This window comes from Aliiroseovarius sp., assembly GCF_030148435.1.
GTDB lineage: Bacteria > Pseudomonadota > Alphaproteobacteria > Rhodobacterales > Rhodobacteraceae > JASBTN01.
In genome coordinates, this window is sequence record NZ_JASBTN010000079.1 from 133,613 (window position 1) to 157,166 (window position 23,554).

20 protein-coding genes and 1 tRNA gene are annotated in these 23,554 nt (G+C 65.9%); 15 read left to right on the forward strand and 6 right to left on the reverse strand.

The features are described from left to right. Positions 1-16: 16 nt before the first annotated feature. Positions 17-970 (reverse strand): DMT family transporter, encoded by a 954-nt coding sequence (locus Q1V43_RS14410; protein WP_300519396.1) that lies wholly within the window; start codon positions 968-970, stop codon positions 17-19. Between the two features lie 189 nt (positions 971-1,159). On the opposite strand from Q1V43_RS14410, the gene Q1V43_RS14415 reads away from it, so the two are divergent. From Q1V43_RS14415 to Q1V43_RS14430, 4 genes are all read left to right on the forward strand, one after another. After that, positions 1,160-2,788, forward strand: a complete 1,629-nt coding sequence (locus Q1V43_RS14415) for an AMP-binding protein (RefSeq protein ID WP_300519399.1) — start codon at positions 1,160-1,162, stop codon at positions 2,786-2,788. 48 nt (positions 2,789-2,836) lie between these two features. Next, a complete protein-coding gene (locus Q1V43_RS14420) occupies positions 2,837-3,487 on the forward strand; it encodes a sulfotransferase family 2 domain-containing protein (protein ID WP_300519401.1) in 651 nt (216 codons plus the stop codon). 226 nt (positions 3,488-3,713) lie between these two features. After that, on the forward strand, positions 3,714-4,433 hold the full coding sequence (locus Q1V43_RS14425) for a Hint domain-containing protein (protein ID WP_300519404.1): 720 nt from the start codon (positions 3,714-3,716) through the stop codon (positions 4,431-4,433). A 266-nt stretch (positions 4,434-4,699) separates the two neighbouring features. Beyond that, positions 4,700-5,308, forward strand: coding sequence for a Hint domain-containing protein (locus Q1V43_RS14430; RefSeq protein ID WP_300519407.1), 609 nt, complete (start codon positions 4,700-4,702; stop codon positions 5,306-5,308). A gap of 77 nt (positions 5,309-5,385) precedes the next feature. Here the strand turns inward: Q1V43_RS14430 and Q1V43_RS14435 are convergent, their stop codons facing one another. After that, entirely contained in the window at positions 5,386-5,601 is a 216-nt protein-coding gene (locus Q1V43_RS14435) for a hypothetical protein (protein ID WP_300519408.1), read from the reverse strand. Between the two features lie 127 nt (positions 5,602-5,728). Between Q1V43_RS14435 and Q1V43_RS14440 the strand changes: the two genes are divergently transcribed. After that, on the forward strand, positions 5,729-5,995 hold the full coding sequence (locus Q1V43_RS14440) for a DUF2312 domain-containing protein (RefSeq protein ID WP_300519411.1): 267 nt from the start codon (positions 5,729-5,731) through the stop codon (positions 5,993-5,995). 438 nt (positions 5,996-6,433) lie between these two features. On the opposite strand, the gene Q1V43_RS14445 is transcribed toward Q1V43_RS14440, so the two are convergent. Next, positions 6,434-7,312 (reverse strand): hypothetical protein, encoded by an 879-nt coding sequence (locus tag Q1V43_RS14445; protein WP_300519414.1) that lies wholly within the window; start codon positions 7,310-7,312, stop codon positions 6,434-6,436. Between the two features lie 89 nt (positions 7,313-7,401). Between Q1V43_RS14445 and Q1V43_RS14450 the strand changes: the two genes are divergently transcribed. From Q1V43_RS14450 to Q1V43_RS14460, 3 genes are all read left to right on the forward strand, one after another. Further along, a complete protein-coding gene (locus Q1V43_RS14450) occupies positions 7,402-9,072 on the forward strand; it encodes an iron ABC transporter permease (protein WP_300519416.1) in 1,671 nt (556 codons plus the stop codon). Positions 9,073-9,236: 164 nt separating this feature from the next. Beyond that, the gene (locus Q1V43_RS14455; protein ID WP_300519419.1) at positions 9,237-9,698 is read left to right on the forward strand and encodes a (2Fe-2S)-binding protein; all 462 of its coding nucleotides are present in this window, start codon (positions 9,237-9,239) and stop codon (positions 9,696-9,698) included. A 3-nt stretch (positions 9,699-9,701) separates the two neighbouring features. Further along, the gene (locus Q1V43_RS14460; protein WP_300519422.1) at positions 9,702-11,933 is read left to right on the forward strand and encodes a molybdopterin cofactor-binding domain-containing protein; all 2,232 of its coding nucleotides are present in this window, start codon (positions 9,702-9,704) and stop codon (positions 11,931-11,933) included. An 86-nt stretch (positions 11,934-12,019) separates the two neighbouring features. Here Q1V43_RS14460 and Q1V43_RS14465 read toward each other — a convergent pair. After that, positions 12,020-12,095 (reverse strand) — tRNA-Thr (locus Q1V43_RS14465). A 251-nt stretch (positions 12,096-12,346) separates the two neighbouring features. Between Q1V43_RS14465 and Q1V43_RS14470 the strand changes: the two genes are divergently transcribed. After that, a complete protein-coding gene (locus tag Q1V43_RS14470; RefSeq protein ID WP_300519425.1) occupies positions 12,347-13,360 on the forward strand; it encodes an NAD-dependent epimerase/dehydratase family protein in 1,014 nt (337 codons plus the stop codon). Positions 13,361-13,402: 42 nt separating this feature from the next. Here Q1V43_RS14470 and Q1V43_RS14475 read toward each other — a convergent pair whose 3' ends face one another. Then, on the reverse strand, positions 13,403-15,160 hold the full coding sequence (locus Q1V43_RS14475; protein ID WP_300519428.1) for a DUF2793 domain-containing protein: 1,758 nt from the start codon (positions 15,158-15,160) through the stop codon (positions 13,403-13,405). A 292-nt stretch (positions 15,161-15,452) separates the two neighbouring features. Between Q1V43_RS14475 and Q1V43_RS14480 the strand changes: the two genes are divergently transcribed. Together Q1V43_RS14480 and Q1V43_RS14485 are read left to right on the forward strand one after the other, a co-directional pair. Beyond that, positions 15,453-16,121 carry a sugar transferase gene (locus Q1V43_RS14480; RefSeq protein WP_300519431.1) on the forward strand — a complete coding sequence of 223 codons (669 nt, stop codon included), beginning with the start codon at positions 15,453-15,455 and terminating at the stop codon, positions 16,119-16,121. Between the two features lie 208 nt (positions 16,122-16,329). Continuing rightward, entirely contained in the window at positions 16,330-19,458 is a 3,129-nt protein-coding gene (locus Q1V43_RS14485) for a methyl-accepting chemotaxis protein (RefSeq protein ID WP_300519433.1), read from the forward strand. Between the two features lie 96 nt (positions 19,459-19,554). On the opposite strand, the gene Q1V43_RS14490 is transcribed toward Q1V43_RS14485, so the two are convergent. Then, positions 19,555-20,508 (reverse strand): zinc ABC transporter substrate-binding protein, encoded by a 954-nt coding sequence (locus Q1V43_RS14490; RefSeq protein ID WP_300519435.1) that lies wholly within the window; start codon positions 20,506-20,508, stop codon positions 19,555-19,557. A gap of 80 nt (positions 20,509-20,588) precedes the next feature. On the opposite strand from Q1V43_RS14490, the gene Q1V43_RS14495 reads away from it, so the two are divergent. From Q1V43_RS14495 to Q1V43_RS14510, 4 genes are read left to right on the forward strand one after another with little or no spacing between them, the layout of a single operon-like run. After that, positions 20,589-21,074 (forward strand): Fur family transcriptional regulator, encoded by a 486-nt coding sequence (locus Q1V43_RS14495; RefSeq protein ID WP_300519438.1) that lies wholly within the window; start codon positions 20,589-20,591, stop codon positions 21,072-21,074. After that, the gene (locus tag Q1V43_RS14500) at positions 21,071-21,817 is read left to right on the forward strand and encodes a metal ABC transporter ATP-binding protein (RefSeq protein ID WP_300519441.1); all 747 of its coding nucleotides are present in this window, start codon (positions 21,071-21,073) and stop codon (positions 21,815-21,817) included. Before Q1V43_RS14495 ends, Q1V43_RS14500 begins: the two co-directional genes overlap by 4 nt. Further along, complete coding sequence (locus Q1V43_RS14505; RefSeq protein ID WP_300519524.1) at positions 21,810-22,592, forward strand: metal ABC transporter permease; 783 nt, start codon at positions 21,810-21,812, stop codon at positions 22,590-22,592. Before Q1V43_RS14500 ends, Q1V43_RS14505 begins: the two co-directional genes overlap by 8 nt. Before the next feature lie 31 nt (positions 22,593-22,623). After that, the gene (locus Q1V43_RS14510; RefSeq protein ID WP_300519444.1) at positions 22,624-23,481 is read left to right on the forward strand and encodes a phosphate acyltransferase; all 858 of its coding nucleotides are present in this window, start codon (positions 22,624-22,626) and stop codon (positions 23,479-23,481) included. The last annotated feature ends 73 nt before the right edge of the window (positions 23,482-23,554 follow it).

Below are 23,554 nucleotides of genomic sequence, written 5' to 3' on the forward strand. Positions count from 1 at the left end.
CAAGCAGATGTGATTTCTAGGGGGCGACGCCCCCGCCATGAGGTTCAGCCGGGCCGCTGTCGACCACAGGTTGTTTCGTGCGCAGCGAAATCACCGCGCCCGAGGCGGCGATCAGCCCCATGCCCAGGATTGCGCTGGACCCAAGGGTCTGGCCGAACATCAGCCAGCCCCAGAAGGCGGCGAAGATCAACAGCGAGTATTCGAAGATGGCAACCTGCGCCGCCTCGCCTAGCTGATAGGCCCGAAACAGCATGCCGACCGCCACCATGGAGCCTACAACCTGTACGCCGATCAGCGCCCAGCTGGTCGGGCCGGGCCAGACCAGCCCGCGCACAAGGAAACCGTCGGGACCGTCGGGGACCTCGACCGGGAACAGGGTGAACCAGGTGGTGCCGACCACCCCGAACAGGCCCAGCCAGAGGAAGAAGAACAGCAGCATGGACAGGGTGCTTTCCCCTTCGCACCACTGCCGCGTGGCCAGCGCGCCGATCGCATAGAAAAAGCCCGAGGCCATCGGGATCAGCGCGACCGGATCCAGCCCGTCCCGGAACGGTTGCAAGACCAGGAGCACCCCGCCGAAGCCCAGCACGGCGGCGGAGATCCGGGTCGGGCCGACTTTCTGGCCCAGAAACAGGGCGCTGATGAGCATGACCCAGATCGGCGCGGTAAACAGCCCGGCCGCCACCTGGCTCACCGGCATGAAGCCCAGGCTGCCGAAATAGATCAGCATCGCCACCCCGGTCACGCCGCCGCGCAGGGCGACGGCCCAGAGGCGGTTGGGCCTCAGCCGCGCAAACCCCAGCGCGCTCATCGCGGCGAGCAGCGCCGCCGCCAGCACGCCCCGCGTGGCATGGAACTGCCACAGCCCGGTGTCGCGGGCGATCACCGCGACCGCGTTGTCTATCAGCCCCAGCAGGAACATCGCGGCAAAAATCACACCGGCGGCAGCCATCGGTTTGTCGTTCGCCATAGTCTCTCCGTCGTGTTTGCCCATTGACCACGGGGCAGGGGATGCGCTCTTGTCTGTAGACCCCCCGGCACGGCGGCGACATGCCAAAAGCGACACGGGGTCCGGAAAAACGGGACAGGCCGGGCGGGCCGGGTGCCAGGAGGAGGCGCCGCCGCCGAAACGGTCAGGCAAAATACAGGGAGGAAGCCCATGGGCTGGATGAAGGACGAGACCGGATTGGACAAGCGCGCGGCAAACCATGTGCCGCTGACACCGCTGTCACATCTGCGCCGCGCGGCCAGCGTCTTTGCCGGGCGCGAGGCGCTGGTGCACGGGGATCGTCGCTTTACCTATGCCGAGTATCACGCGCGAGTCAGCCAGCTGGCCTCGGCGCTCGCAAAGGCCGGCGTGGCGCCGGGCGAGGTCGTCGCCACCGTCATTCCAAACACGTTGGCCCATGTCGAATCCTGCTTTGCCATCCCGGCCTGCGGGGCTGTTCTGAACACGATCAACATCCGGCTGGATGTGGACACCGTGGCCTATATCCTCGATCACGGCGAGGCGAAGGTGGTTCTGGCCGACAGTCAGTTTCTGGGCCTTGTCGAAGCCGCGATCAAGCGCATGGAGGGCCCCGCGCCCATGGTGATCGAGGTGGGTGCGCCCGAGGCGGGCCACCCTGCCAGCGGCAACTACCCGGAATACGAGGCATTCATGGCGGATGGCGACCCCGGTTTCGACTGGATCATGCCGCAGGATGAATGGGAAAGCCTCGCGCTGAATTACACCTCCGGCACCACCGGGCGGCCCAAGGGCGTGGTCTATCACCACCGCGGCGCCTATCTGATGACCATGGGCACGCCGATCAGCTGGAATATGGGGCTCTATCCGAAATACCTGACCATCGTGCCGCTGTTTCACTGCAACAACTGGAACCACAGCTGGATGATGCCGCTGGTCGGCGGCACCATCGTCACCTGCCGTGACGTGACCGCCAAGGCGATTTATGACGCGATCGCGGATGAGGGCGTGACCCATTTCGGTGGCGCCCCCATTGTGCTGAATACGATCATCAACGCGCCAAAAGACCACCGTCGCGATTTCGACCACGTGGTCGAAGTCTTTACCGCCGGCGCCCCGCCGCCCGCCGCCACCCTGGCCGCGATCGAGCCGCTGGGCTTCAACGTCACCCAGGTCTACGGTCTGACCGAAACCTATGGCCATATCACCGAAACCACCTGGAACGGGCCGGAATGGGACGGGCTGGAACAGGCCGAAAAGGCCGCGATCAAGGCGCGCACCGGGGTGGCCATGCCGATGATGGAACATGTTACCGTGATGGATGAACACCTGGTGCAGGTGCCGATGGACAGCCAGACCGCGGGCGAGATCATGATCCGCGGCAATTCGGTGATGAAGGGCTATCTGAAGAACCCCGAAGCGACCGAGGAAGCCTTCGCGGGCGGTTATTTCCATTCCGGCGACGTGGCGGTGCAGCACCCGGACGGCTACATCCAGATCACCGACCGGGCCAAGGACATCATCATCTCGGGCGGCGAGAACGTGTCCTCGGTCGAGGTCGAAGGTGTGCTCATGCACCACCCGGCTGTCTCGCTCTGCGCGGTGGTGGCGAAACCGGACGACAAATGGGGCGAGGTGCCCTGTGCCTTCGTCGAGCTGAAAGAGGATGAAGAGGTGGACGAGGCCGTGCTGATCGCCTTCGTGCGCGAACGGCTGGCCGGGTTCAAGACGCCCAAGCTGGTGGTCTTTACCGACCTGCCCAAGACCTCGACCGGCAAGATCCAGAAATTCGAGCTGCGCAAGGTGGCGAAGGGGATGTGAGCCACCCGGACGCTTTGAAAAATCCGGTGCCCCCTCTAGGGTGAACCCATGATCCTGTCGCGCGGACGCAATTACCTGTTTGTCCATGCCCCCAAGACCGGGGGCACGGCGCTGTCGCTCGCGCTGGAAAACCGCGCGATGAAAGATGACATCCTCTTGGGCGACACGCCCAAGGCCATTCGCAGGCGCGGACGGGTCAAGGGGGTGAACAGTTCCGGGCGGCTATGGAAACATTCGATGCTGTCCGACCTCTACGGGTTGATCACGCCCGAGGAGGTCGACCGGCTCTTCATTTTCACCCTCGTGCGCAATCCCTGGGACCGCATGGTCAGTTACTACCACTGGCTGCAGACCCAGATGTTCGACCACCCCGCCGTGGCCCTCGCGAAGACCCTCGGGTTTTCGGATTTCGTCGCCCATCCACAGACCCTCGCCGCCATGCGCCTGGCCCCCTACGGCCGCTACGTGCGTGACCGCGACGGGCGGGAGCGGTGCAACCTGTTTCTGCGCCTTGAACAGGTCGATGTGGATCTGGCCGCGCTGGAGGACCACCTCGGGTTTCGCATCGGTCCGCTGCAGCGGATAAATGCCTCCCGGCGCGACCGCGACTATCGCCGCTATTACGATGACAGAACCCGCAGCCTTGTGGCTGAAGTCTGCGCCGGGGATATTTCCCGCTTCACCTACAGTTTCGATTGAGCACGGGCTCGCGGGGGCGGGGCATTGCCGGCGGCGGAGACAATTCCAGCGTGTTCCCTGCATTTTCCCGGATGTGGCAACTCTGCCCCATTCTTGCCCCGACCGTGTCCAACTCCGGTCCAGAGAGTTTGGAAACTCTTAACCAATACTGCCGCTTCGGACTGCCACCCGGACATAGCGGCGGGTGCCGGGCTGCGTCCCGGTTCGGTGAAAAGGGGATGAGACAATGTTCGGTCTGCGCCGAAAAAACCTCCGCGAGATGGAGGAGTTGCCCGGTCCGGACGGTGCCTTTGGGGAGGCGCCGTCAGGGGCAGGGGCCAGCCAGCTGCACGGGTTCGCGGCGGGCACGGTCGTGGCCACTCACCTGGGCTGGCGGCCGGTCGAGGCTGTGACAATCGGCGATTATGTCATGACCTTCGACAATGACATGCAGCCGATCACCGCTGTGACCCGTGGGGCTTCTTGCCTGGCGACGGGCGACTTTCCCGAACATCTTCTGCCGATCGAGGTGCCCGCCGGGGTGCTGGGCAATGACCGCACCATGATCGTGCTGCCCGAACAGAGCGTGATGGTGGAAAGCGATGCTGCCGAGGAGCTGCTGGGCGATCCCTTCGCCCTGATCCCGGCGCGGGCGCTCCTGGGTTTTCGTGGCATCGACCTTTTGCACCCTGCGCATCCCATCGACGTCGTGACGCTTCATTTCGAACAGGACCAGGTGATCTATGCCGATGGCGGGGCGCTGGTGTTCTGCTCGGCGGCAATTTTCGGTGTGGCCAGTGTGGACTTCATGTCAGACCAGAAAATCCCGGTGCCCTACCAGGTGCTGGATCGTGACCGGGCCGAGCTTTTGGCCGATATGATGGCCTGGGACGAGGAGGATCCAAGCCCCCCCGTGCCGGTTCACGAAGACGCGGGCTGGCAAAAGGCCGCGACACATGTGCTGTGAGAGGTGATTCTCCGAGGGCAAACGCGGGCTGATTTTCGCGCAACAATCCCCGCTTTCTCCGCCGCATGGTTGACAGGCGGTTAACGACTGTTTCCACCCGATCATCAAAATGCCGCAATCCCCCGGGGATTGGGGCCGGTGCCGAAATGATGCCACAATCTGGCCTGAAAGCGGGCGAAATCATGGCAGATTTCGGGTGCTCCCTTTTCTCATCGCCCTTCGGGGCCCGGCCCGGATGCCGGATGGATCAGATCAGGAGAGACACCATGTTCATGCAATCCCACACCGCTTTCGCCCAGGCCCAGCCGGTTGAGCTGGACATCCTTTCGCACGGCCAAATTCGCGCCCGTGGCGGGCTGGTGGCCGGAACCCGGCTTGAAGCGGCCGACGGCTGGCGCCCGGTGGAGCGGCTGATGCGCGGTGACGCGGTCTATACGCTCGATGGCGGACTGCGGCAAATCATTGATATAAAACGTGAAGACCTGATCCCGCCGCGCCGGATCATGGTGCCGGGCGGGGCGCTGGACAACTGCGCCGGGATGGCTCTGCTGCCCGGTCAGCACGTGCTGATCGAGGCCGGGATCGCCGAGGATGCATTCGGCTCGCCCCTTGTTCTCCTGCCCGCCGCCGCGCTGGCCGGTTATCGTGGCATACATTGGCAAGAAGGGCAGGACCGTGTCGAGATCGTGACCCTGGGCTTTGAGGAAGATGAGGTGGTTTATGGCAATACCGGGGCGCTTTTGCACTGTCCCGCGACCACCTGCATGGGCGAAAGCGCGCCGCAGTCGGATTTCTTTACCGTTCTGGGGATGAAACAGGCCCGCGCGCTGGTGGGGCTCCTGTCACACGGCAGCCCGTTCGCCCGGGCGGCCTGACCGGCGCGAAAGGGCGTCCCGCAGGCGGTGCCCCTGTTGCGCAGGAAACCGGGAACGGCAGGTCTGCCCGTCCGTATTCAGGCCAGGAAGATGCCCAGCACAACGACCATCAGTCCGAGGGTCGACAGGGCCAGCGCGCCCATGTTCAGGACCAGCGCCTTCTGCATGCGGGCCTTCAGGGCGTCCTCTTCCAGCCCCGCCTTCCTGGCGCGCATAACCAGCAGGGCCGAGGCCACAAGCCCGACCAGGCCGATGATCGAGACGATCGCACCGATGATGATGAGCCAATCCATGGGAGCCTCCGGGATGAGTTGCGCGTCCGTGCGGCTCTGCGCCTAACCCGTGGGGCCAGCGTGCGCAACCCCTTGAAGCCCCGGCGGCCCTTGGGTAGTCAGGGGCATTGCCCACCCGGAGGATCCCATGGACGGTATGGAAGAAGAGCACAAACCCTCGAGCTACCGTGTTACGGCCGACGAACTGCGCCAGTTCATAGAGCGGTTCGAACGGCTGGACGCCGAGAAGAAGGACATTGCCGAGCAGCAGAAAGAGGTGATGGCCGAAGCCAAGTCGCGCGGCTATGACACCAAGGTCATGCGCAAGGTGATCGCGCTGCGCAAACGCGACCGAGACGACATCGCCGAGGAAGAGGCGATCCTGGACATGTACAAGGAAGCGCTGGGCATGTGAGCCCGGCGGGGCGGTTTCCGCCCGTTCCCCAGAACAGTGGCCCCGTTCACGCCGGTGAGCGGGGTTTTTTATTTGGTTGTGCTGGTTTCGTGAACGCACGGCGCGCGCCGCATGGGGTGGATGGGGGCGCTGCCCCCGCGGCAGACCCTGCAGGGCCTGCCGCTCCCCCGGGATATTTTTGGCAAGATAAAGAGGGGAGGCCGGCGCGCGGTCGGCCCGGTCACGTGAGGCGGGCAAGGGACCGGGCGGGCGCGGTGCAGGGGGCGCTTGTTTCCGACCCGCGCCGCCCGGCCCGGGGGAGGGAGAGGGCGTTTGGCGTGCAGGCGGAGGTGGCACAGGACCGCTTTTCGCCTGAGACGCGCCCTTCGGCATGGCAGCCCGCCTCGATCCGTGCTTCGGGGGCAGCCGGGTGTGGTCGTGCAGGGGCGGTCCGGTCGGTCACGCCGTCAGCAGCGTTACCCCGTGGAGTCGTTTCACCTCCAGCATGTCGTCGTCACAGGCCTCTGTCATCTCGGCAACCAGGTCCGCGCTCCAGCCGGGCAGGTCGACTTCTTCCTCGATCTCGTCGTCCAGGGCGAATTTGTCCAGGAAGGCCGACAGGATGCGGCGGCGCTGGATCTCGGTCTGGGCCGGGTGGGTCTTCATGTAGGCGCGCAGGCGTTTCATGCCCTCCTGGGCGGTGATCCGGCTCATGACATCCAGCCCGCCCTTCAGCGCCACGGACGGGTCCAGCCCGGTAATTTCGTGCAACAGTTCCTTCCAGATCAGCGGTGTATCCTCGTTACACCAGACCGTGACCGGGCAATCCGGATTGGCTTCGCGGATGGCGTGGATCACGTCGGACCAGTAAAGCGCATGGGGGCGGAAACGGGACAGGAACTCTGTCAGCTCCATGGTGTTCGACAGCCGGGTCCAGAGCTCGGGGACGAAGCTGGCCGGGTCGCGCAGGCCTATGAAGAATTCGACCGGGTTGTCGGGAAAGAGGTTGCGCAGCCATTGCGTGTTGCGCGCCGCCATCGGGTAGAGAGCGCCGCCCTCCAGCGCCTTTTTCGGGCCGCCCAGGAAATTGTCATGCGACAGGATCAGCCGATCTGCTTCGTCCACGTCCAGCATCGCGTCCAGCAGCATGTCCTGCGTGTCGCGATTTGCGGGCTGGCCGGCCAGTTTCGGCACGACATCGGACAGGAGCTTGCGATATCGCCCCGGTCCCGGCACGATCACACCTTCCTCTGCCAGACGGCCCTTGTTCTTGAGCAGGGATTTCACCAGCAGGTCGTCGTCGGTGCAATGGGCGCCGAGGTGGAACGAGATGTGCATGTTGTGCGGTCCGGGCCTGATCCGTGAGAGTTGCCCCACTATATGGCGCTTCTCTGGACAGGCAAACCGGTTTGGCGTAGAGCCGGGGCATGACCGAGCAAAACACTCAGGCACCGACCGCCGCCCGTCAGACCCTGCACCTGCCCGACCGGTGGGGGCTGATCGCGCTCGTCATTGCCGCGACGGTGCTGGGGCCGATCCTGGCGATCCTGTGGATGGCCTTCAATCCGGTGGAAAACATCTGGCCGCACCTGATGGCGACGACCCTGCCGCGCTACCTGGCCACCACGCTGTTGCTGTGTCTGGGGGTCGGGCTGTTGTCGGCCTCGGTGGGCACCGGGGCGGCCTGGCTTGTGACCATGTACCGGTTCCCGGGCTCCCGGATCCTGCAATGGCTGCTGCTGTTTCCGCTGGCGATCCCGGCCTATGTGGGGGCCTATGCGCTGGTCGATTTCCTGGAATACGCAGGCCCGGTGCAAACGGCGATGCGCGACATGTTCGGCTGGCAGAACGCGCGCGACTACTGGTTTCCCGAAATCCGCTCGCTGGGCGCCGCCATTGTCGTTCTGGCCGCCGCACTGAACCCTTACGTTTTTCTGCTGGCCCGCGCGGCGTTTCGCGAACAGTCGGGATCCACCTTCGAAGTCGCCCGGGCCCTGGGGGCCGGCCCCTTTGCCCGGTTCTGGCGGGTCGGTCTGCCGCTGGCCCGTCCGGCCATCGCCGCCGGTGCCGCCATCGCGATGATGGAGACGGCGGCGGATTTCGGCGTGGTGGATTTCTTTGCGGTGCAGACCCTGACCACCGGCATCTTCTCGACCTGGCTCGAGGCGCATAACGCCGGCGGGGCGGCACAGATCGCGCTTGTGGTGCTGGTGCTGGTGCTGCTTCTGGTCGGTCTGGAGAAGCTCAGCCGCCGTCGGTCGCGCTTTTACAACCTGTCGCGCGCACAGCGCCCGATCGAGGCGACGCGGCTGACCGGTCTGCCTGCGCTGCTGGCCTTTCTGCTCTGCGTCGTGCCCTTTGCCCTGGGCTTTGTCCTGCCGGTGGGGGTGATGCTCGGCCATGCGCTCGCAAATCCCGAAAGCTGGGTCGAGCCGGGGCTCGTGCGGGCCTTGTTCAACACCGTGACAGTGGGGGGGATTGCCGCCGTGGTGACAGTCACCGCCGCGCTGTTCCTGGTCTACGGGGTGCGCCTTGGCCGGTCGCGGGCGGCCACCGCGATCCTGCCCTTCACCACGCTTGGCTATGCGGCGCCGGGTGCGGTTCTGGGCGTGGGCATCCTGGTGCCGCTGGCCATCTTCGACAACTGGCAGGCCGATACGATCCTGGCGCTGACCGGCTGGGATCCCGGCCTGGTGCTGACCGGCACCGCCTTTGCCCTGGTGCTGGCTTATTGCGTGCGATTCTTCGCCATTGCCCAGGGGGCTGCGGATGCGGCGATGGGCCGGGTCAGCCCGAGCCTGCCGATGGCCGCGCGCTCGTTGGGTAGGTCTGCCGGCGGGGCCCTGCGCGAGGTCTATGTGCCGCTGATCAGGGGGTCGGTCGGCACCGCGCTGCTGCTGGTTTTCGTGGACAGCGTGAAAGAGCTGCCCGCGACCCTTCTGCTGCGCCCGTTCAACTACAACACGCTGTCGACCCGGGTCTATGAACACGCCTCGCTGGAGCGGATCGGCGATGCCTCCCCGGCGGCGCTTCTGGTCAGTGCGGTCGGGCTGGTGGCGGTCGTGTTCATGGCGCGCTCGAACACCGAGATGACCTGAGGGCAGCATTGACCCGGCGTCCGGGGCTCCCCACCTTTCTGTCAGAGAGACCGGCCCCGTGGCGCGATGTCCCCGTCGATTGGCGCAATCCGTCAATGTTGACGGCGGGCCCGCGCGGCAGGGCCGCAAGTTCACTGTCTCCGGGCAGAACGGGAGAATGGCGCATGAAACTGACGGTCAATGGGGTGAACCACGAGGTGGATGTCGAAGAGGACATGCCGCTGCTGTGGGTGCTGCGGGACGAGCTGGGCTACAAGGGGGTGAAATACGGCTGCGGCGTGGCCGCCTGCGGCTCCTGTACCGTGCATGTGGATGGCGTGGCGGTGCGGTCCTGCCAGACCTTCGTCGGCGATGTCGAAGGCGCCGAGGTGACAACGATCGAAGGGCTGGGCCAGCCCGACGCGCTGCACGCGGTGCAGGCGGCCTGGATCTCCCACCAGGTTGCGCAATGCGGCTATTGCCAGTCCGGGCAGATCATGCAGGCGGCCAGTCTTCTGGCCGGGACACCGGCCCCCACGGACGCGGAAATCGACGAGGCCATGGCTGGCAATCTCTGCCGCTGCGGCACCTATCCCCGTATCCGCGCGGCGATCCACACCGCCGCCAAGTCGCTGCAGGAGGGCTGATTCATGTCGCGTATCGGAAAAATCGCCCGCCGCAGCTTCCTGATCGGCTCGGCCGCCGTGATTGGCGGCGTGGCCTTCGGCTATTACAAATACAGGCGGCCCCACGACAACCCGCTCCTGAGCGGGCTGGGCGAGGGCGAAGCCGCGCTGACGCCTTACGTGCTGATCAACGCGCAGGGCATTACGCTGATTGCGCCGCGCGCGGACATGGGGCAGGGATCCCGGGCGGTGCAGGCCGTGCTGATTGCCGAGGAGCTCGATGTCGGGCTTGACCAGATCAAGGTGGACCCCGGCCCCCCCGCCAAGGCCTATTACAACACCGCCCTGGCGAACGAGGCGGTGCCGATTCCCTCCACCGACCATGGCACGCTGGCTTCTGCCATGCGTGGCACCGTGGATGCGGCGATGAAATTCATGGGCATGCAACTCACCGGCGGCTCGACCACCGTGCCGGACGGGTTCGAGAAACTGCGCGTCGCGGGTGCTGTCGCGCGCGAGACGCTGAAGGCCGCGGCCGCTGAACTGGCAGGCGCTTCGACCATCGGCATGACCACCCGGGCCGGCAAGGTCATCCTGCCCGACGGGCGCGCGTTTACCTACCAGGAACTGGCGCCGGTCGCCGCCACCATAGACCCGGTCACAGACGTGACCCTGCGCGATTCGTCCGAATGGCGCCTGATCGGCAAACCGATGCAGCGCCTTGATATCGTGGCGAAATCCACCGGAACACAGGCCTATGGCATCGACTTCGAACCCGATGGCGTCGTGCATGCCGCGCTACGCGTGAACCCGCGCAAGGGCGGTGGCGTCCTGTCCTTCGACGCCTCCGCAGCCGAAGCCATGCGCGGTGTCTCGCATGTCATTCCCGTCACCGGCGGGGTGGGTGTGGTGGCCGACAACACCTGGCGCGCCTTCATGGCGGTGGACGCGGTGGAGATCGATTGGGGTCCCGCGCCTTATCCCGCCGCGCAAAAGGACCACTGGCAGGCGCTTTCGAACGCTTTCGACGGGGATCGCGACAGCCGCCAGCGCAACGATGGCGACGTGACCACGCTTGCCGACCCGATCACCGCCGAATACCGCGCCCCCTACCTGGCCCATGCGCCGATGGAACCGGTGAACGCCACCGTTCTGGTCACACAGACCCGCGCCGATGTGTGGACAGGCAACCAGATCCCGCGCATGACCCAGGCCTCGGTCGCCAGGATGACGGGCCTGCCCGCCGACGACGTGCATGTGCACATCCAGATGATGGGCGGCAGCTTTGGCCACCGGCTGGAGGACGAGGTGGTCAAACGCGCCACCGAACTGGCGATGGAGCTGAAAGGTACGCCGGTCAAACTGACCTACAAGCGCGAAGAGGACACGGCCCAGGACTTTACCCGCCCGATCGCAATGGCCCGCCTGTCGGGCGCGGTGGCGGATGGCACGGTCACGGGGATGGACATCAGGGTGGCCGCGCCCTCGGTGATGGACAGCCAGATGGCCGAACGCCAGGGGCTGGGCATTCCCGGGCCGGACTCGACCATCGTGCAGGCGCTTTGGGATCAGCCCTATGCGATTCCGAATTACCGCGTCACGGGCTACCGCGCGCCCCGGCTGGGGCCGGTCAGTTCCTGGCGCTCGGTCGGCGCCTCGCAGAACGCCTTCTTTCACGAGGGTTTCCTCAATGAGCTGATCCACTCCGCCGGGGCCGACCCGATCGAGGAACGCCTGCGCCTGATGACCGACACCCCCTCGCGCAAGGTCATCGAGGCCGTGGCTGAAATGGCCTCCTGGGGCGGCGAACTGGCGCCGGACAAAGGCCGTGGCGTGGCTTTCTGCCTGTCCTTCGGCACGCCGGTGGCCGAGGTGATCGAGGTGACGAACACAAACAGCGGCATTCGCCTCGACAAGGTCTGGGTCGCAGCCGAGGTGGGCCGCGTGATCGACCCGGTGAACTTCGAAAACCAGGTGCAGGGCGGGGTGATCTGGGGCCTGGGCCACGCGATCAATTCCGAGATCACCTATGCAGACGGCATGGTGGAACAGGAAAACTTCTTCGATTTCGAAGGGTTGCGCCTGCACCAGGCCCCCGAGATCGCGGTGCGCGGGCTGGAGAACGGCGCCCATGTGCACGGCATCGGCGAGCCGCCCGTGCCCCCGGCCGCCCCCGCACTGGCTGCCGCGATCTTCGACGCAACCGGCACTCGTCTGCGCGAAATGCCCTTCGCGCGCAACATTGCCTTTGCCTGAACATCGGCCCGCCTCCCCGCATGGGGGCGAACCCGTCCCGGCGCGCAGCGGCATTGCCGCTGTCGCGAAGGGAACAAAGGGGGGGATGGTGCCGGCACCAGGGATCGAACCCGGGACCCCCTGATTACAAATCAGGTGCTCTGCCAGCTGAGCTATACCGGCCTGACCCCTCCCTATCAGAGCCCCCACAGGGCGGCAAGCCGCTTTCCGGGCCGCGCGGGGGGGGGCTGACTGGCCCGGCTGCGGCCGCGTCCTCCCGCGCGTGAAATCCGCAATCAGGAGGTGGTCTGCGCGCGCATGACCTCCTACCATGCGCACCAACAGGTTTTCACCGCGCGGGCAGGGTATCTGCGCCACGCGCTTACGGTCGCCAGCGGCGGTCAGCGGTGCGACAGATTTGAAAGGGCAGGCACATGACACGGGTATTCATCACCGGAACCGCGGGTTTCATCGGTTTCCACCTGGCCCGGCTGCTCCTGGACGAGGGCATGCAGGTGCACGGTTTCGACGGCATGACGGATTACTATGATGTCAGCCTGAAACAGCGCCGCCACGGGATGCTGCACCAGAAACCGGGGTTTTCCGCGACCGAGGCCATGCTGGAGGACGGCACCCGGGTGCAGGAGGCCGCCGAAGCCTTCACCCCGGACGTGATCGTGCACCTCGCCGCCCAGGCCGGCGTGCGCTACAGTCTGGAAAACCCGCGCAGCTACGTGGATGCGAACCTGGTCGGCACGTTCAACGTGATGGAGGCCGCACGGATCACCCGGCCCCGCCACCTTCTGATGGCCTCGACCAGCTCGGTCTATGGCGCGAATGAAAAGATCCCCTTTGCCGAGACCGACAAGGCCGACGCGCCACTGACCATCTATGCCGCCACCAAGAAGGCGAACGAGGCCATGGGCCATTCCTATGCCCATCTGTGGGACATCCCCACCACCATGTTCCGCTTCTTTACCGTCTACGGCCCCTGGGGGCGGCCCGACATGGCGCTTTACAAGTTTGTCGATGCGATTCTGGACGGGCGTCCGATCGACATCTACAACCACGGCGACATGTGGCGCGACTTTACCTATGTCGATGATCTGGTGCGCGCGATTCGCCTTCTGATGGATGCCGCCCCCGTGCGCCCCGACAGCGCCGACCAGATCGAGCCGGGCGACAGCCTCTCGCCCACGGCACCGCACCGCATCGTCAATATCGGCAACTCCGACAAGGTGCGGCTGCTGGATTTCGTCGATGCCATCGAGCAGGCGCTGGGGCAGAAGGCCGCGCGCAACTACATGGACATGCAGCCCGGCGACGTGCCGGCCACCTGGGCCGACGCAGCGCTGCTGACGCGTCTTACCGGCTATGCGCCCCAGACCGATTTCCGCGACGGGGTCGGACGTTTCGTAGCCTGGTTCCGCGACTATTACGGCAAGTAGAGGCGCGGTCCCCACCCGGACGCGGGGCAGGGACCAACGGGCTCAGACCCCCGCAACTGTCACCGAGGGCGCGGCCAGTGCAACCGTGCCGGTGTCGAAATCGCTGACAGGCACTTTCAGGTCCATCCTGCCCGCGCTTGCCCCGGTCGTGACCGGTTTCAACGCCGCCAGCGGCTCGGCCCGGACCGAGACGCCCGTGACCCAGAGGCCGTGGGTCGGACCGGTGTCCGGATGGCCCGACCAGCCGCCGGGGCGGTTGGAATAATTGGCCAGCCAGAAAGGCTGTACAAAGGCGGTGCCGGGCGGGAAATTGAGGCCCTCGTTGGTGCCGGACAGGTCCAGCCCGCCGATATGTGACAGGCTGCGATACCACTTGTCGGTCTGCGCCACATAGAGCGCATCGTAGAAGCAGGACCGCCAGCCGGCGGTGGCGCTGCTGTTGGCAATCGGCGTTCCGGCGGGCCAGGTGCCGTTCGTGTCGTCCGGATTGCCCAGGCTCGCGGGAAGCGGCTGGTTCAGGGTGACAACCTGGGTGGTCTTGTTCACCTGCCCCAGGTCAAAGAGCCCGTATTCCACCAGGCGGCTGTATTGGTCGTAGAGCCGCCCGTTGCCGTCCCTGTAGGCAAAAACCGTTACCCCGCGCGCGCTGGCATCCGCGATATCCTCGTTCCAGCCCGCGGCATCCGAAAGCGTGATCGTCGTGTCGCCCGGGGTCAGGGGCGCGGCCAGGGTGGTCAGGCTGTCGGTGCCGCCTTGACGGTGGCGCATGTGATGCTGGCTTTCGATCTGCACGCCCTCGGCATCGAAGAAATCCAGCCCCATGTACTGGCTGTGGCGTTCGCCGTTGGCATAGGCCGACCAGTCGCCGCTCTGCCCTTCCTGCATGAGATAGCTTTCCAGGCGATAGACCTGGTTCGGATCGACCGGGATCTTCTCGGTCATTGCGGTCTTTCCGGCGTAGTAGCCCGCGTGACGGAAGCCCGCCGGCAGGTGCGGCGCCCGCGCCGGGTCATGGGCGAAACTGGCGGGGTAGTTGTAATTGCTCCCCAGCAACCCGGTGGCATTGGCGATCGGCCCGGGGTACTGCGAGGCGACATAGGCGGTTGTGACCAGCGGCCCGTTGCCGAACTCGGCCGGGCTCAGCCCGTCGGTGCCCGAAGGAAAGCTGACCCTGCCGGTGTCGGCATCGGCCAGCAGCGCGGTGTTGAACGTGGCGCCATCGGCGCTGACCTTGATCTGGAAATCGTCATTGCCGACCGTGCCCATTTCCGCGCGGCCCGACCAGTTGCTCTGAAACAGAAGGCTGGCAGTGTCGGCGGCAGCCGCCTTGTTCACCTTGACCTGGTGGCCGGTCCCCGCGTGGGTCAGCAGCGTGTTGGGCGAGGAAACCGCGAGGCGGTTGGTTGCGTCCGCCGTGGTGCTGATACCCACGAGGTCGAGGTTCTGCAGATCACCCGGGGCCCCTGCCAGCACCCAGGCGGTGCCGTCATAGGCCTGCATCTGACCCAGGTCGGCGACCCAGGCCAGCCAGCCGATGTTCGGGGCCAGGAAGCTCCAGGCGCTGTCGGTCCACACCGCCAGGCTGCCGTCCTGCCCGGCCCAGGACCCGGTCGCCCCCGCGGGCACAAGGTAGCGGTCGCCATCCGCCGGCGTGGCGGGCGGATCGGTCAGGTCGGCGGCGATGACGCTCAGCTGCACGACACTGTCGAGGATGCGCAACGCCTCGTTATGGGTCACGTGCTTCTGCGCCTGGGACGCCTGAAGATAGGGCAGTGAAAGTTTGGCGGAATTGTCGGACATGAAGGCCCCCGGACTGCGGATTGGAATTTCCGCAAACCATTGATGAAAACCTTTACGGATTATTTACCCCACCGTGCGCAGAATTGGGCACATCAGGCGCAAAACATGCCCGATTGTGCCCTGCTCTCGGAACTTCATGCAAAGTCGGGGAACCGGTGACTTTTGCAAGGGGGGGCGGGTAAGACGGGCGAATCCAACACTGCGAGGCCGTTTCGGACAGGACATGGTGTGTGCTCCAAATCCCGATTACGTTCCGAACCCCGGCCCCCTTGGCCAGGCCACGTCGCGTCCCGTGCTGAACGCGGTTGCACGCCGTGCGCTGGACATTGCCGTGGCGCTCGTCGTCCTGGTTCCCACCAGCCCCCTGCTGCTGCTGGCGGGGCTGGGAATTCGCTTGGCCTCCCCCGGCCCGGTGTTCTTTCGGTCGCAACGCGTCGGGCAGGGGGGGCGCGTTTTCGCCATCCTGAAATTGCGAACGATGCACACCGGCGGGCCGCGTGGTTCCTTTCTGGTGGCCCGGGGCGATGCCCGCGTCTTCGCTCTGGGTTGGTTCCTGCGCAAAAGCCGCATCGACGAGCTGCCGCAGCTCCTGAACGTGCTGGGAGGGCAGATGGCCCTTGTCGGCCCGCGTCCCCGCGTGCCCGAGGTGATCGACCGTTTCTACACGCCCGAAATGCGCCGCTCGCTCGACCTGCGCCCGGGCCTGACCAGCCCCGGCACGCTCTACCAGCTGACCCTGGAACGGGCGCCTGCCGCGCAAGTCGGTCTCTCGGACGAGGATCGCTACGGCGCCGAGCTCCTGCCGCGTAAAGTGGCGATGGACCGGGCCTATTTCCACCGGGCCACCCTGGGCACGGACCTGGGGGTGCTCGCCCTGACAGCGCGCTTCCTCCTGCGCCGGGCCACCGGCCGTCCGCTGGACCTGCCCACAGGGTACACCCGCCCCGCTGAAGGCGGCTAACTTCAGCCCATCGGAAAGCCCTGGCGTCAGCAAACTGGCCCCGGTGCCGCGAGTTTCGCGGACTTAAACAGAAAATTCATTCCTCGCTGCCAAGGTCGGCACAAATGATCCACTTGGATGGACGGGTCTCGCGACTCGCCTTGGCAGCCGGACGGTCCGGCAGGCCGGGCAGCCGTCCACCGGTTTTGTGCCACTCTGGAGATGCCCAATGCGCTTTCTCAACAAGTTTCCGATTTCGGTAAAACTGCCGATTTTCATGGTGTTCCTGGTCGTCATGGCGGCCGGTGTGTCGGGCCTCGTGTCCTACCTATCCGACCGTCAGGGCCTGCGAAGCCAGGCCGAAACGCTGCTGACCACCATCCGCAGCGGTCGCGCGCATAACCTGGCGGGGCTGTTTCGGCAGAATCAGGCGGACCTGGCTGTGCTTGCGGCGCGAACGTCCACGGCGCGCGCGGCCTCCAGCTTCAGCCGTGGCTGGCGGGTGATCGGGCAGGATCAGACCGAGCTGCTGCAACGGCTCTATATCGACGAGAACCCCAATCCGGTCGGTGAAAAGCAGAACCTGGATTGGGCCGGGGATGACAGCACCTATTCGACCGTGCACGCCCAGACCCACCCCGAGTTTCGCGCGATCCAGCAGAATTACGGCTATTATGATGTCTTCCTATTCGATATCGAAGGCAATCTTGTCTACTCGGTGTTCAAGGAAAGCGACTACGCCACCAACATGTTTACCGGCGTTTGGCGGGACACCGGGCTCGCGCGCGCCTACCGCGCGGCCAACGAACTGCCCGATGGGCAGTACGCCTTCGAGGACTATGCGCCCTACGGCCCGTCCTTTAATGCGCCGGCCAGTTTCCTGGCCGCACCGCTGTTTGACCGTCAGGGCAAGCGGGTCGGCGTTCTGGCCTTTCAGTTGCCGACCGAGATTGCGTCGGCAGTGATCAACCAGGCCAATGGCCTGGGGGAAACCGGGGAGGCGTACCTGGTCGGGCCGGACGGGCTCCTGCGCTCGAATTCGCGCTTTTCGGACGAGGTGCTGGTCGGGAAGGTGGAAGCCGGGACCGAGGCAGCGCGCCGGGCCCTGGCCGGTGAGACCGGTGTGTTCGAGTCGCTTGGGCGCAACGGTCGCCCGGTCATTGCTTCCTACCAGCCGATCGAAGTCTTCGGTCAGACCTGGGCCGTGGTGGTCGAACAGGATCAGGCCGAGGTTTTCGCCCACGCCAGCGAGTTGATGCAGAATCTCATCATCAAGGCGGTCCTGATCGCCCTGGGGGTCTCGGTTCTGGCCGTGCTGTTCTCTCGCAGCCTGTCGCGCCCTCTGAACCAGCTGACCGCAACCATGGAGGCCGTGTCCAACAGTGATTTCGAACGCGAGATCCCGGCGACGGCTCGCGGCGATGAGATCGGCGGCATCGCAAATACCCTGTCACGTTTCCGCGACAAGCTGATCGAGGCCGAGAAACTCCAGATTGAAAGCCGGTTCCGCGGCGCGGCTTTTTCAGGCTCCTCGGCGGCGATCATGATGGTGAATGCCGACCTCGACATCATGCATGTTAATGCGACGGTGAAGACCATGCTTGAGAAATACGAGGAGGAAATCCGCTCCGTCGTGCCGGATTTCGACAGTTCCGTCGTGGTCGGCCGTTGCATTGACGAGTTCCATCCGGCCGGGCTGCGTGAGCGCGTGCGGGCGATCCTCGCCGATTCCGAAAATCTGCCCTACAACGCGCATATCGCCATGGGGGATGTGCGCCTGTCGCTGGATATCTCTTCGGTCGAGGATGAGAAGGGCGATCAGATCGGCTATGTCGTCGAATGGCTCGACGTGTCCCGGGACTACATGAACCAGGCCCTGCTGTCCTCTATCGACGCCAATCAGGTAAAGGCGGAGTTCTCTCTCCAGGGGGAACTGATCGACGCCAATTCGCTGTTCTGCCAAGCCATGAATGCCGAGCTGGATGAGCTTGCGGGCCGCAAGGGTAGAGAAGTGTTCCGGTTCGACGAAAAGATGGCAGCCGAACGCGGCGCGGTATTCGACCGGCTGCGCGAGGGTCAGTCGGTGTACGGTCGTTTCGACCTGCCGCGGCACGATGGCAGCACCGCCGCCATCGAAGGTGGGTTTGCCCCGGTGGTGGACAATCACGGCAGTGCCCTGCGCATTGTTCTACTTGGCAATGACGTGACGGCGGCGCGCGCAGCGATCGACGAGGCGGAGGCGAAGCGCGCCGGGATGGAAGCGGCGCAGGCCCAGGTGGTGGACGCACTGCGGGTCGGGCTCGGGCAGCTGTCGGAGGGCGATCTGACCGCGCGCATAGACGTGGCCTTCAGCGCCGATTACGAACAGTTGCGGCTCGACTTCAACCAGGCGGTCGACAAGCTCCTGGGGGCGATGCGCGGGGTGATTGAAAACGCGGGGCTGATCAATGGCGAAGCGGTGGAGATTTCCAACGCCGCCGACGACCTCAGCCACCGCACCGAGACACAGGCGGCCACGCTGGAACAGACTGCTTCGGCGCTGGACGAGCTGACCAACTCGGTGCGCTCGGCCGCCGATGGCGCAAGCCATGCCAACGAGGTGGTGGACGGCGCGCGCCGCAATGCCGAGGCTTCTGGCGAGGTGGTGCGCGAGGCGGTGGGCGCGATGGGAGAGATCGAAAGCTCGTCCAAGCAGATATCTAAGATCACCGGGGTGATTGACGATATTGCGTTCCAGACCAACCTGCTTGCGCTGAACGCAGGGGTCGAAGCGGCCCGTGCCGGCGAGGCCGGGCGAGGTTTCGCGGTCGTGGCCTCCGAGGTACGGGCCCTGGCGCAGCGCAGCTCGGACGCCGCGCGCGAGATCAATGACCTGATCTCGGCCTCCGGAGGCCAGGTAAAACGCGGGGTGGAACTGGTCGATCAGGCCGGCGCGGCTTTGGCAGGAATCGTCGACAGCGTGACCGAGATCAGCCGCAACGTGTCGGGAATCGCAGTCTCTGCACGTGAGCAGAGCGCCGGGCTGGCCGAAATCAATGCGGCGGTGAACCAGCTGGACCAGGTGACCCAGCAAAACGCCGCCATGTTCGAGGAAACCACGGCCGCCAGCCACGCACTGAGCCGCGAGGCGGAGGCATTGACCCAGACCATGGCGCGGTTCCGCACCGGCGCGGCGGCGCCGGCCAGTGCCGAGGTCGTGGCTCCGGCCGCCTTCACCAGCCGCCGCAACCCGGCCAAGATCCCCCCGGACACGCACGCGGCAACCCTGGCGCCCGTCGCCGCAACCGCCGCAGTCGCCACCGCCCCGGTCACGGACCAGCTCGAAGAGCATGTCGAGGATGACTGGGACGACTTCTGAACTTGGGGGGACCAGGGCGCGCGGCGGTGATCGCGGGCCCCGGCTCTGTGTGTCTGAAACGGGTTCCGGCGGTTTCAGACGCGCAGGAAACCCTGGTCACTTTACTTCTTCGGCGCAGGTCAGGAAGGCCTGCCCAAGTGCGGCCAGCGTTTCCCCGTAAAGCGCTTCGCCCGGTGTCTGGCGGCTGCCCAGCAGGTCGAGTTCCAGCACCACAATATCCAACCCGTTCAGCATGGCGGCGGTCCGGGTGGCGTCCAGTTCCGGTTCGGTGAACAGACAGAACTTGCCCAGGGGCGCGAGCCTGTCGCGCAGCTCGGAAATATGCCCGGCCGAGGGGGCGGCGGCATCGCTGAGGCTGACATAGCCGGGCAGCGGGATCGGGAACCGGGCGGCGAAATGGCCATAGGCCTGGTGCGCCGTGACCAGCGCGGGCAGTTCCACGGCGTCAAGCCGCGCCGTCAACTCTTTGGTCTGTTCGGACAGTGCGAATCTGGCTGCGACCGCATTCTCTCGATAGGTTGCCGCGTGTTCCGGGTCGATCCTGGCCAGGTCTTCGGCAATTGCTACGAGCCATGCCGCGCCGTTAACCGGATCCAGCCAGGCATGCGGGTCGATCCTGCCATGGCCATGGTCCTGGGTGTCCGCTTCTCGATCGTCATGGTCATCGGCTGGATCCTCATCGTCGGCGTGCTCCTCTTCCGCCGCGGCGTCAAAGGGGCGGTTCTGCGTGGTGGGCAGGTCCAGCAGCCCCAACGTGTTCGCCGGACTCAGCCCGTCCAGCGCGCGGCCCAGCCAGGGGGTCAGCTCGGGTCCCACCCAGACCAGCAGATCGGCTTGCTCCAGCTTGCGGGCCTGGCTTGGGCGCAGTTGGGTTTGATGCGGGCTGGCCGGCTGCTCAGCCAGCAGATCCGGACGGCCCACCCCTTTCATGACCTGGGCGACAAGGGAATGGACCGGGGCGATATCGGTGACAACACGGGGGGCTTGCGCCAGCGAAGGCAGGGTCAGCAGTGCCAGCGAAAAAAACAGCGGCAGGGCGTATTTGATCATCTGGGTGTCCTTGTGTTCCCATGGTCGGTGCTTGATTTGGGTGCTTGTGCACCCCGATGTTATGTTATAATATCACCGGTATGAGGACACAAGACACAAACGCCTTCCAGTCTCACGATCATGCCGCCTGCAGCAGCGATGCCTTGGCCGAAGCCGAAAGGCTCTGTACCCAAAAGGGCGCGCGCCTGACCCCGGTACGCCGCCGGACCCTGGAGATCCTGCTGGAAGGGCACCGGGCGCTCGGCGCCTACGAGGTTCTGGAACGCCTGTCGGCCGAGGGGTATGGACACCAGCCGCCGGTCGCCTACCGTGCGCTGGATTTCCTGGTCGATCAGGGGCTGGTGCACCGCATCCGCCGCCTGAACGCCTTTGCCGCCTGTGTACACCCGGGCGAGGCCCACGCACCGGTCTTCCTGATCTGCCGTTCCTGCGATGCGGTGGCTGAGGCGCCGGGCCAGCTGATCCGCGCCGCGGCCGAAGAGGCAGCGCATGCGCTGGGGTTCGAGATCGAGCGTCTGAATGTCGAAGCCCTGGGCCTGTGCCCCACTTGCAAGGGCGCTCCATGACATTGATATCGGCGAAAAATCTCGGCTTTGACCCGGGGGGCGGCGCAATTCTGCGCGGCGTGGATTTTCGCATTGATCCCGGCGAGATCGTCACCATCGTCGGCCCGAACGGGTCCGGCAAGTCGACCCTTTTGCGCTTGTTGCTGGGCGTCCTGCCGGCCAGTTCCGGTCGAGTGACACGCCAGAAGCGCCTGCGCGTGGGCTATATGCCGCAGAAGCTGGGGATCGACACCAGCCTGCCGATGTCGGTCGACCGTTTTCTGCAACTGCCCGGCCGCCATCCGGAACCCGATCGGCGCCGGGTCATGGCCGAGGTCGGCATCGAAGGGTTGGAGCGGCGCGCCCTCACCGCGCTTTCCGGCGGGCAGTTACAGCGCGCCCTGCTGGCGCGCGCCCTTCTGACCCGGCCCGAGATCCTGGTGCTGGACGAGCCGACCCAGGGGCTTGACCAACCTGGGGAGGCCGCCTTCTACCAGCTGATTGAACGGGTTCGCACGGACACCGGCTGCGCGGTGCTGATGGTCAGCCACGATCTGCATGTGGTCATGGCGGCCTCGGACCGGGTGATCTGCCTGAACGGCCATGTCTGTTGCGAGGGCACGCCCCACGTGGTGCGCGAAGCGCCCGAATATCGCGCGCTCTTCGGCCTTGGCACCGGCGGCGCCCTGGCGCTCTACCAGCATGAGCATGACCACGGCCATGACCACGGACATGACCACGGCGAGGCCTGCGACCATGTTTGACGATTTCCTGGTCCGTGCCGCTCTGGCCGGGGGCGGCCTGGCCCTGGCGACCGGACCCCTGGGCAGTTTCGTGGTCTGGCGGCGCATGGCCTATTTCGGCGATGCGACCGCGCATGCGGCAATCCTGGGCGTGGCCCTGGCCATGCTGTTTTCCGCGCCGGTGACGGCGGGCACCCTGCTGACGGCCCTGGCCATGGCGCTTGCGGTCAGCGTCCTGTCGGCCCGGGGCCACGCGATGGATGCGGCCCTGGGGGTGCTCAGCCACGGGGCACTGGCATCGGGCCTGGTCGCGATCAGCTTCGTGCCCGGGGTGCGGGTTGACCTGGCGGCCTTTCTATTTGGCGATATCCTGACGGTGACACGCGCGGATCTGGCGGTGATCTGGGGTGGGGCGGCGGTGATCCTGGCGCTTCTGGCCTGGCGTTGGTCGCGGCTGCTGACGGCCACGCTCAGCCCTGACCTGGCCGCGGCCTCCGGGATCCGGGCGGGCCGCGAGGGGCTGGTTCTGACCCTCAGCCTGGCAATCGTCGTTGCCGTCGCGCTGAAGGTGGTCGGCGCGCTTTTGATTGCGGCGATGCTGATCATCCCGGCCTCCGCCGCGCGCGGCCTGTCGGCAACGCCCGAGCGCATGGCGGTGCTGGCGGTTGCGGCAGGTGCGGCCTCGGCGCTCGCGGGCCTGTGGATGTCGCTGGAGCTCGACACGCCCGCAGGCCCGTCCATCGTCGTTGCCGCCTGCGCGCTTTTCGCGCTCTCGACTTTGTTCAGACGGCCTTGACGCCAGCCCGGGTGGTGCTTTTCATGGCGCCATGACCGCGCTCGACACCGCATTTGCCACCGCCCGCGCCCGCCAGGCTACCGTTGTCCTGCCGGAACGCGACGACCCCCGCATCGCCGAGGCCGCCCGACGGCTCGAAGCCGAGGGGCTGGCCCGCGTCGTGCCGCTGGCCGACCCCTCCGGCCACCTGCTCGAGGCGCTGATGGCGCAGCGGCCGATGAAGGAAACCCTGGCCATGCGGATGCTGTCCAAACCGCTGATCCGCGCCGCCGCCATGATCGCGGCGGGCGATGCCGAGGTCATGGTCGCCGGCGCCGTCGCTTCCACCCGCCGGGTGATCGAGGCCGCCGCCATCGCGGTCGGCATGGGCGAGGGGGTGACGACGCCCTCGTCCTTCTTCCTCATGACCTATCCTGATGGGCGCGAGGTGATCTTTGCCGATTGCGCGGTGAACGTGGATCCCACCGTGGCCGAGCTGGCCGACATCGCCCGGGCCTCGGAACGCTCCGCCCGCGCGCTGCTGGGCCGTGCCGAGGTGGCGATTCTGTCCTTCTCGACTGGCACCTCTGGGGCGGGTGACAGTGTTGAAAAGGTGCGTCAGGCGGCACAGATGACCGGATTTACCGGGCCAATTCAAGGGGATGCGGCGCTGAATCCGCAGGTGGCCGCGCAGAAGGGTCTGGGAAGGGGCGACGCCAACGTGCTGATCTTTCCCGATCTCGACGCGGGCAATATCGCCTACAAGCTCGGGCAGGAGCTGGGCGGTGCGCAGGCCCTGGGGCCGATCCTGCAGGGGTTTGCGCGGCCGATCTGCGACCTCAGCCGTGGCGCGACGGTGGAGGATATCGTCGCCGCCACGGTGGTGTCGATCGCCCTGGGAGCGGAATAGCGAGCCGGATCGGGCTGGCCCCCGGGGCGGAGACGGGCGCAGAGTGGGGTGCGCCCGCCGGGGAGGTGAACGG

Excerpts from the sequence above, each read along its gene's own strand:
- Q1V43_RS14440 (WP_300519411.1), top strand. The coding sequence starts at position 5,729 with ATGGACGGTATGGAAGAAGAGCACAAACCCTCGAGCTACCGTGTTACG.
- Q1V43_RS14420 (WP_300519401.1), top strand. The coding sequence starts at position 2,837 with ATGATCCTGTCGCGCGGACGCAATTACCTGTTTGTCCATGCCCCCAAG.
- Q1V43_RS14415 (WP_300519399.1), top strand. The coding sequence starts at position 1,160 with ATGGGCTGGATGAAGGACGAGACCGGATTGGACAAGCGCGCGGCAAAC.
- Q1V43_RS14455 (WP_300519419.1), top strand. The coding sequence starts at position 9,237 with ATGAAACTGACGGTCAATGGGGTGAACCACGAGGTGGATGTCGAAGAG.
- Q1V43_RS14425 (WP_300519404.1), top strand. The coding sequence starts at position 3,714 with ATGTTCGGTCTGCGCCGAAAAAACCTCCGCGAGATGGAGGAGTTGCCC.
- Q1V43_RS14485 (WP_300519433.1), top strand. The coding sequence starts at position 16,330 with ATGCGCTTTCTCAACAAGTTTCCGATTTCGGTAAAACTGCCGATTTTC.
- Q1V43_RS14450 (WP_300519416.1), top strand. The coding sequence starts at position 7,402 with ATGACCGAGCAAAACACTCAGGCACCGACCGCCGCCCGTCAGACCCTG.
- Q1V43_RS14410 (WP_300519396.1), bottom strand. The coding sequence starts at position 970 with ATGGCGAACGACAAACCGATGGCTGCCGCCGGTGTGATTTTTGCCGCG.
- Q1V43_RS14505 (WP_300519524.1), top strand. The coding sequence starts at position 21,810 with ATGTTTGACGATTTCCTGGTCCGTGCCGCTCTGGCCGGGGGCGGCCTG.
- Q1V43_RS14490 (WP_300519435.1), bottom strand. The coding sequence starts at position 20,508 with ATGATCAAATACGCCCTGCCGCTGTTTTTTTCGCTGGCACTGCTGACC.
- Q1V43_RS14495 (WP_300519438.1), top strand. The coding sequence starts at position 20,589 with ATGAGGACACAAGACACAAACGCCTTCCAGTCTCACGATCATGCCGCC.
- Q1V43_RS14430 (WP_300519407.1), top strand. The coding sequence starts at position 4,700 with ATGTTCATGCAATCCCACACCGCTTTCGCCCAGGCCCAGCCGGTTGAG.
- Q1V43_RS14435 (WP_300519408.1), bottom strand. The coding sequence starts at position 5,601 with ATGGATTGGCTCATCATCATCGGTGCGATCGTCTCGATCATCGGCCTG.
- Q1V43_RS14510 (WP_300519444.1), top strand. The coding sequence starts at position 22,624 with ATGACCGCGCTCGACACCGCATTTGCCACCGCCCGCGCCCGCCAGGCT.
- Q1V43_RS14475 (WP_300519428.1), bottom strand. The coding sequence starts at position 15,160 with ATGTCCGACAATTCCGCCAAACTTTCACTGCCCTATCTTCAGGCGTCC.
- Q1V43_RS14500 (WP_300519441.1), top strand. The coding sequence starts at position 21,071 with ATGACATTGATATCGGCGAAAAATCTCGGCTTTGACCCGGGGGGCGGC.
- Q1V43_RS14445 (WP_300519414.1), bottom strand. The coding sequence starts at position 7,312 with ATGCACATCTCGTTCCACCTCGGCGCCCATTGCACCGACGACGACCTG.
- Q1V43_RS14460 (WP_300519422.1), top strand. The coding sequence starts at position 9,702 with ATGTCGCGTATCGGAAAAATCGCCCGCCGCAGCTTCCTGATCGGCTCG.
- Q1V43_RS14470 (WP_300519425.1), top strand. The coding sequence starts at position 12,347 with ATGACACGGGTATTCATCACCGGAACCGCGGGTTTCATCGGTTTCCAC.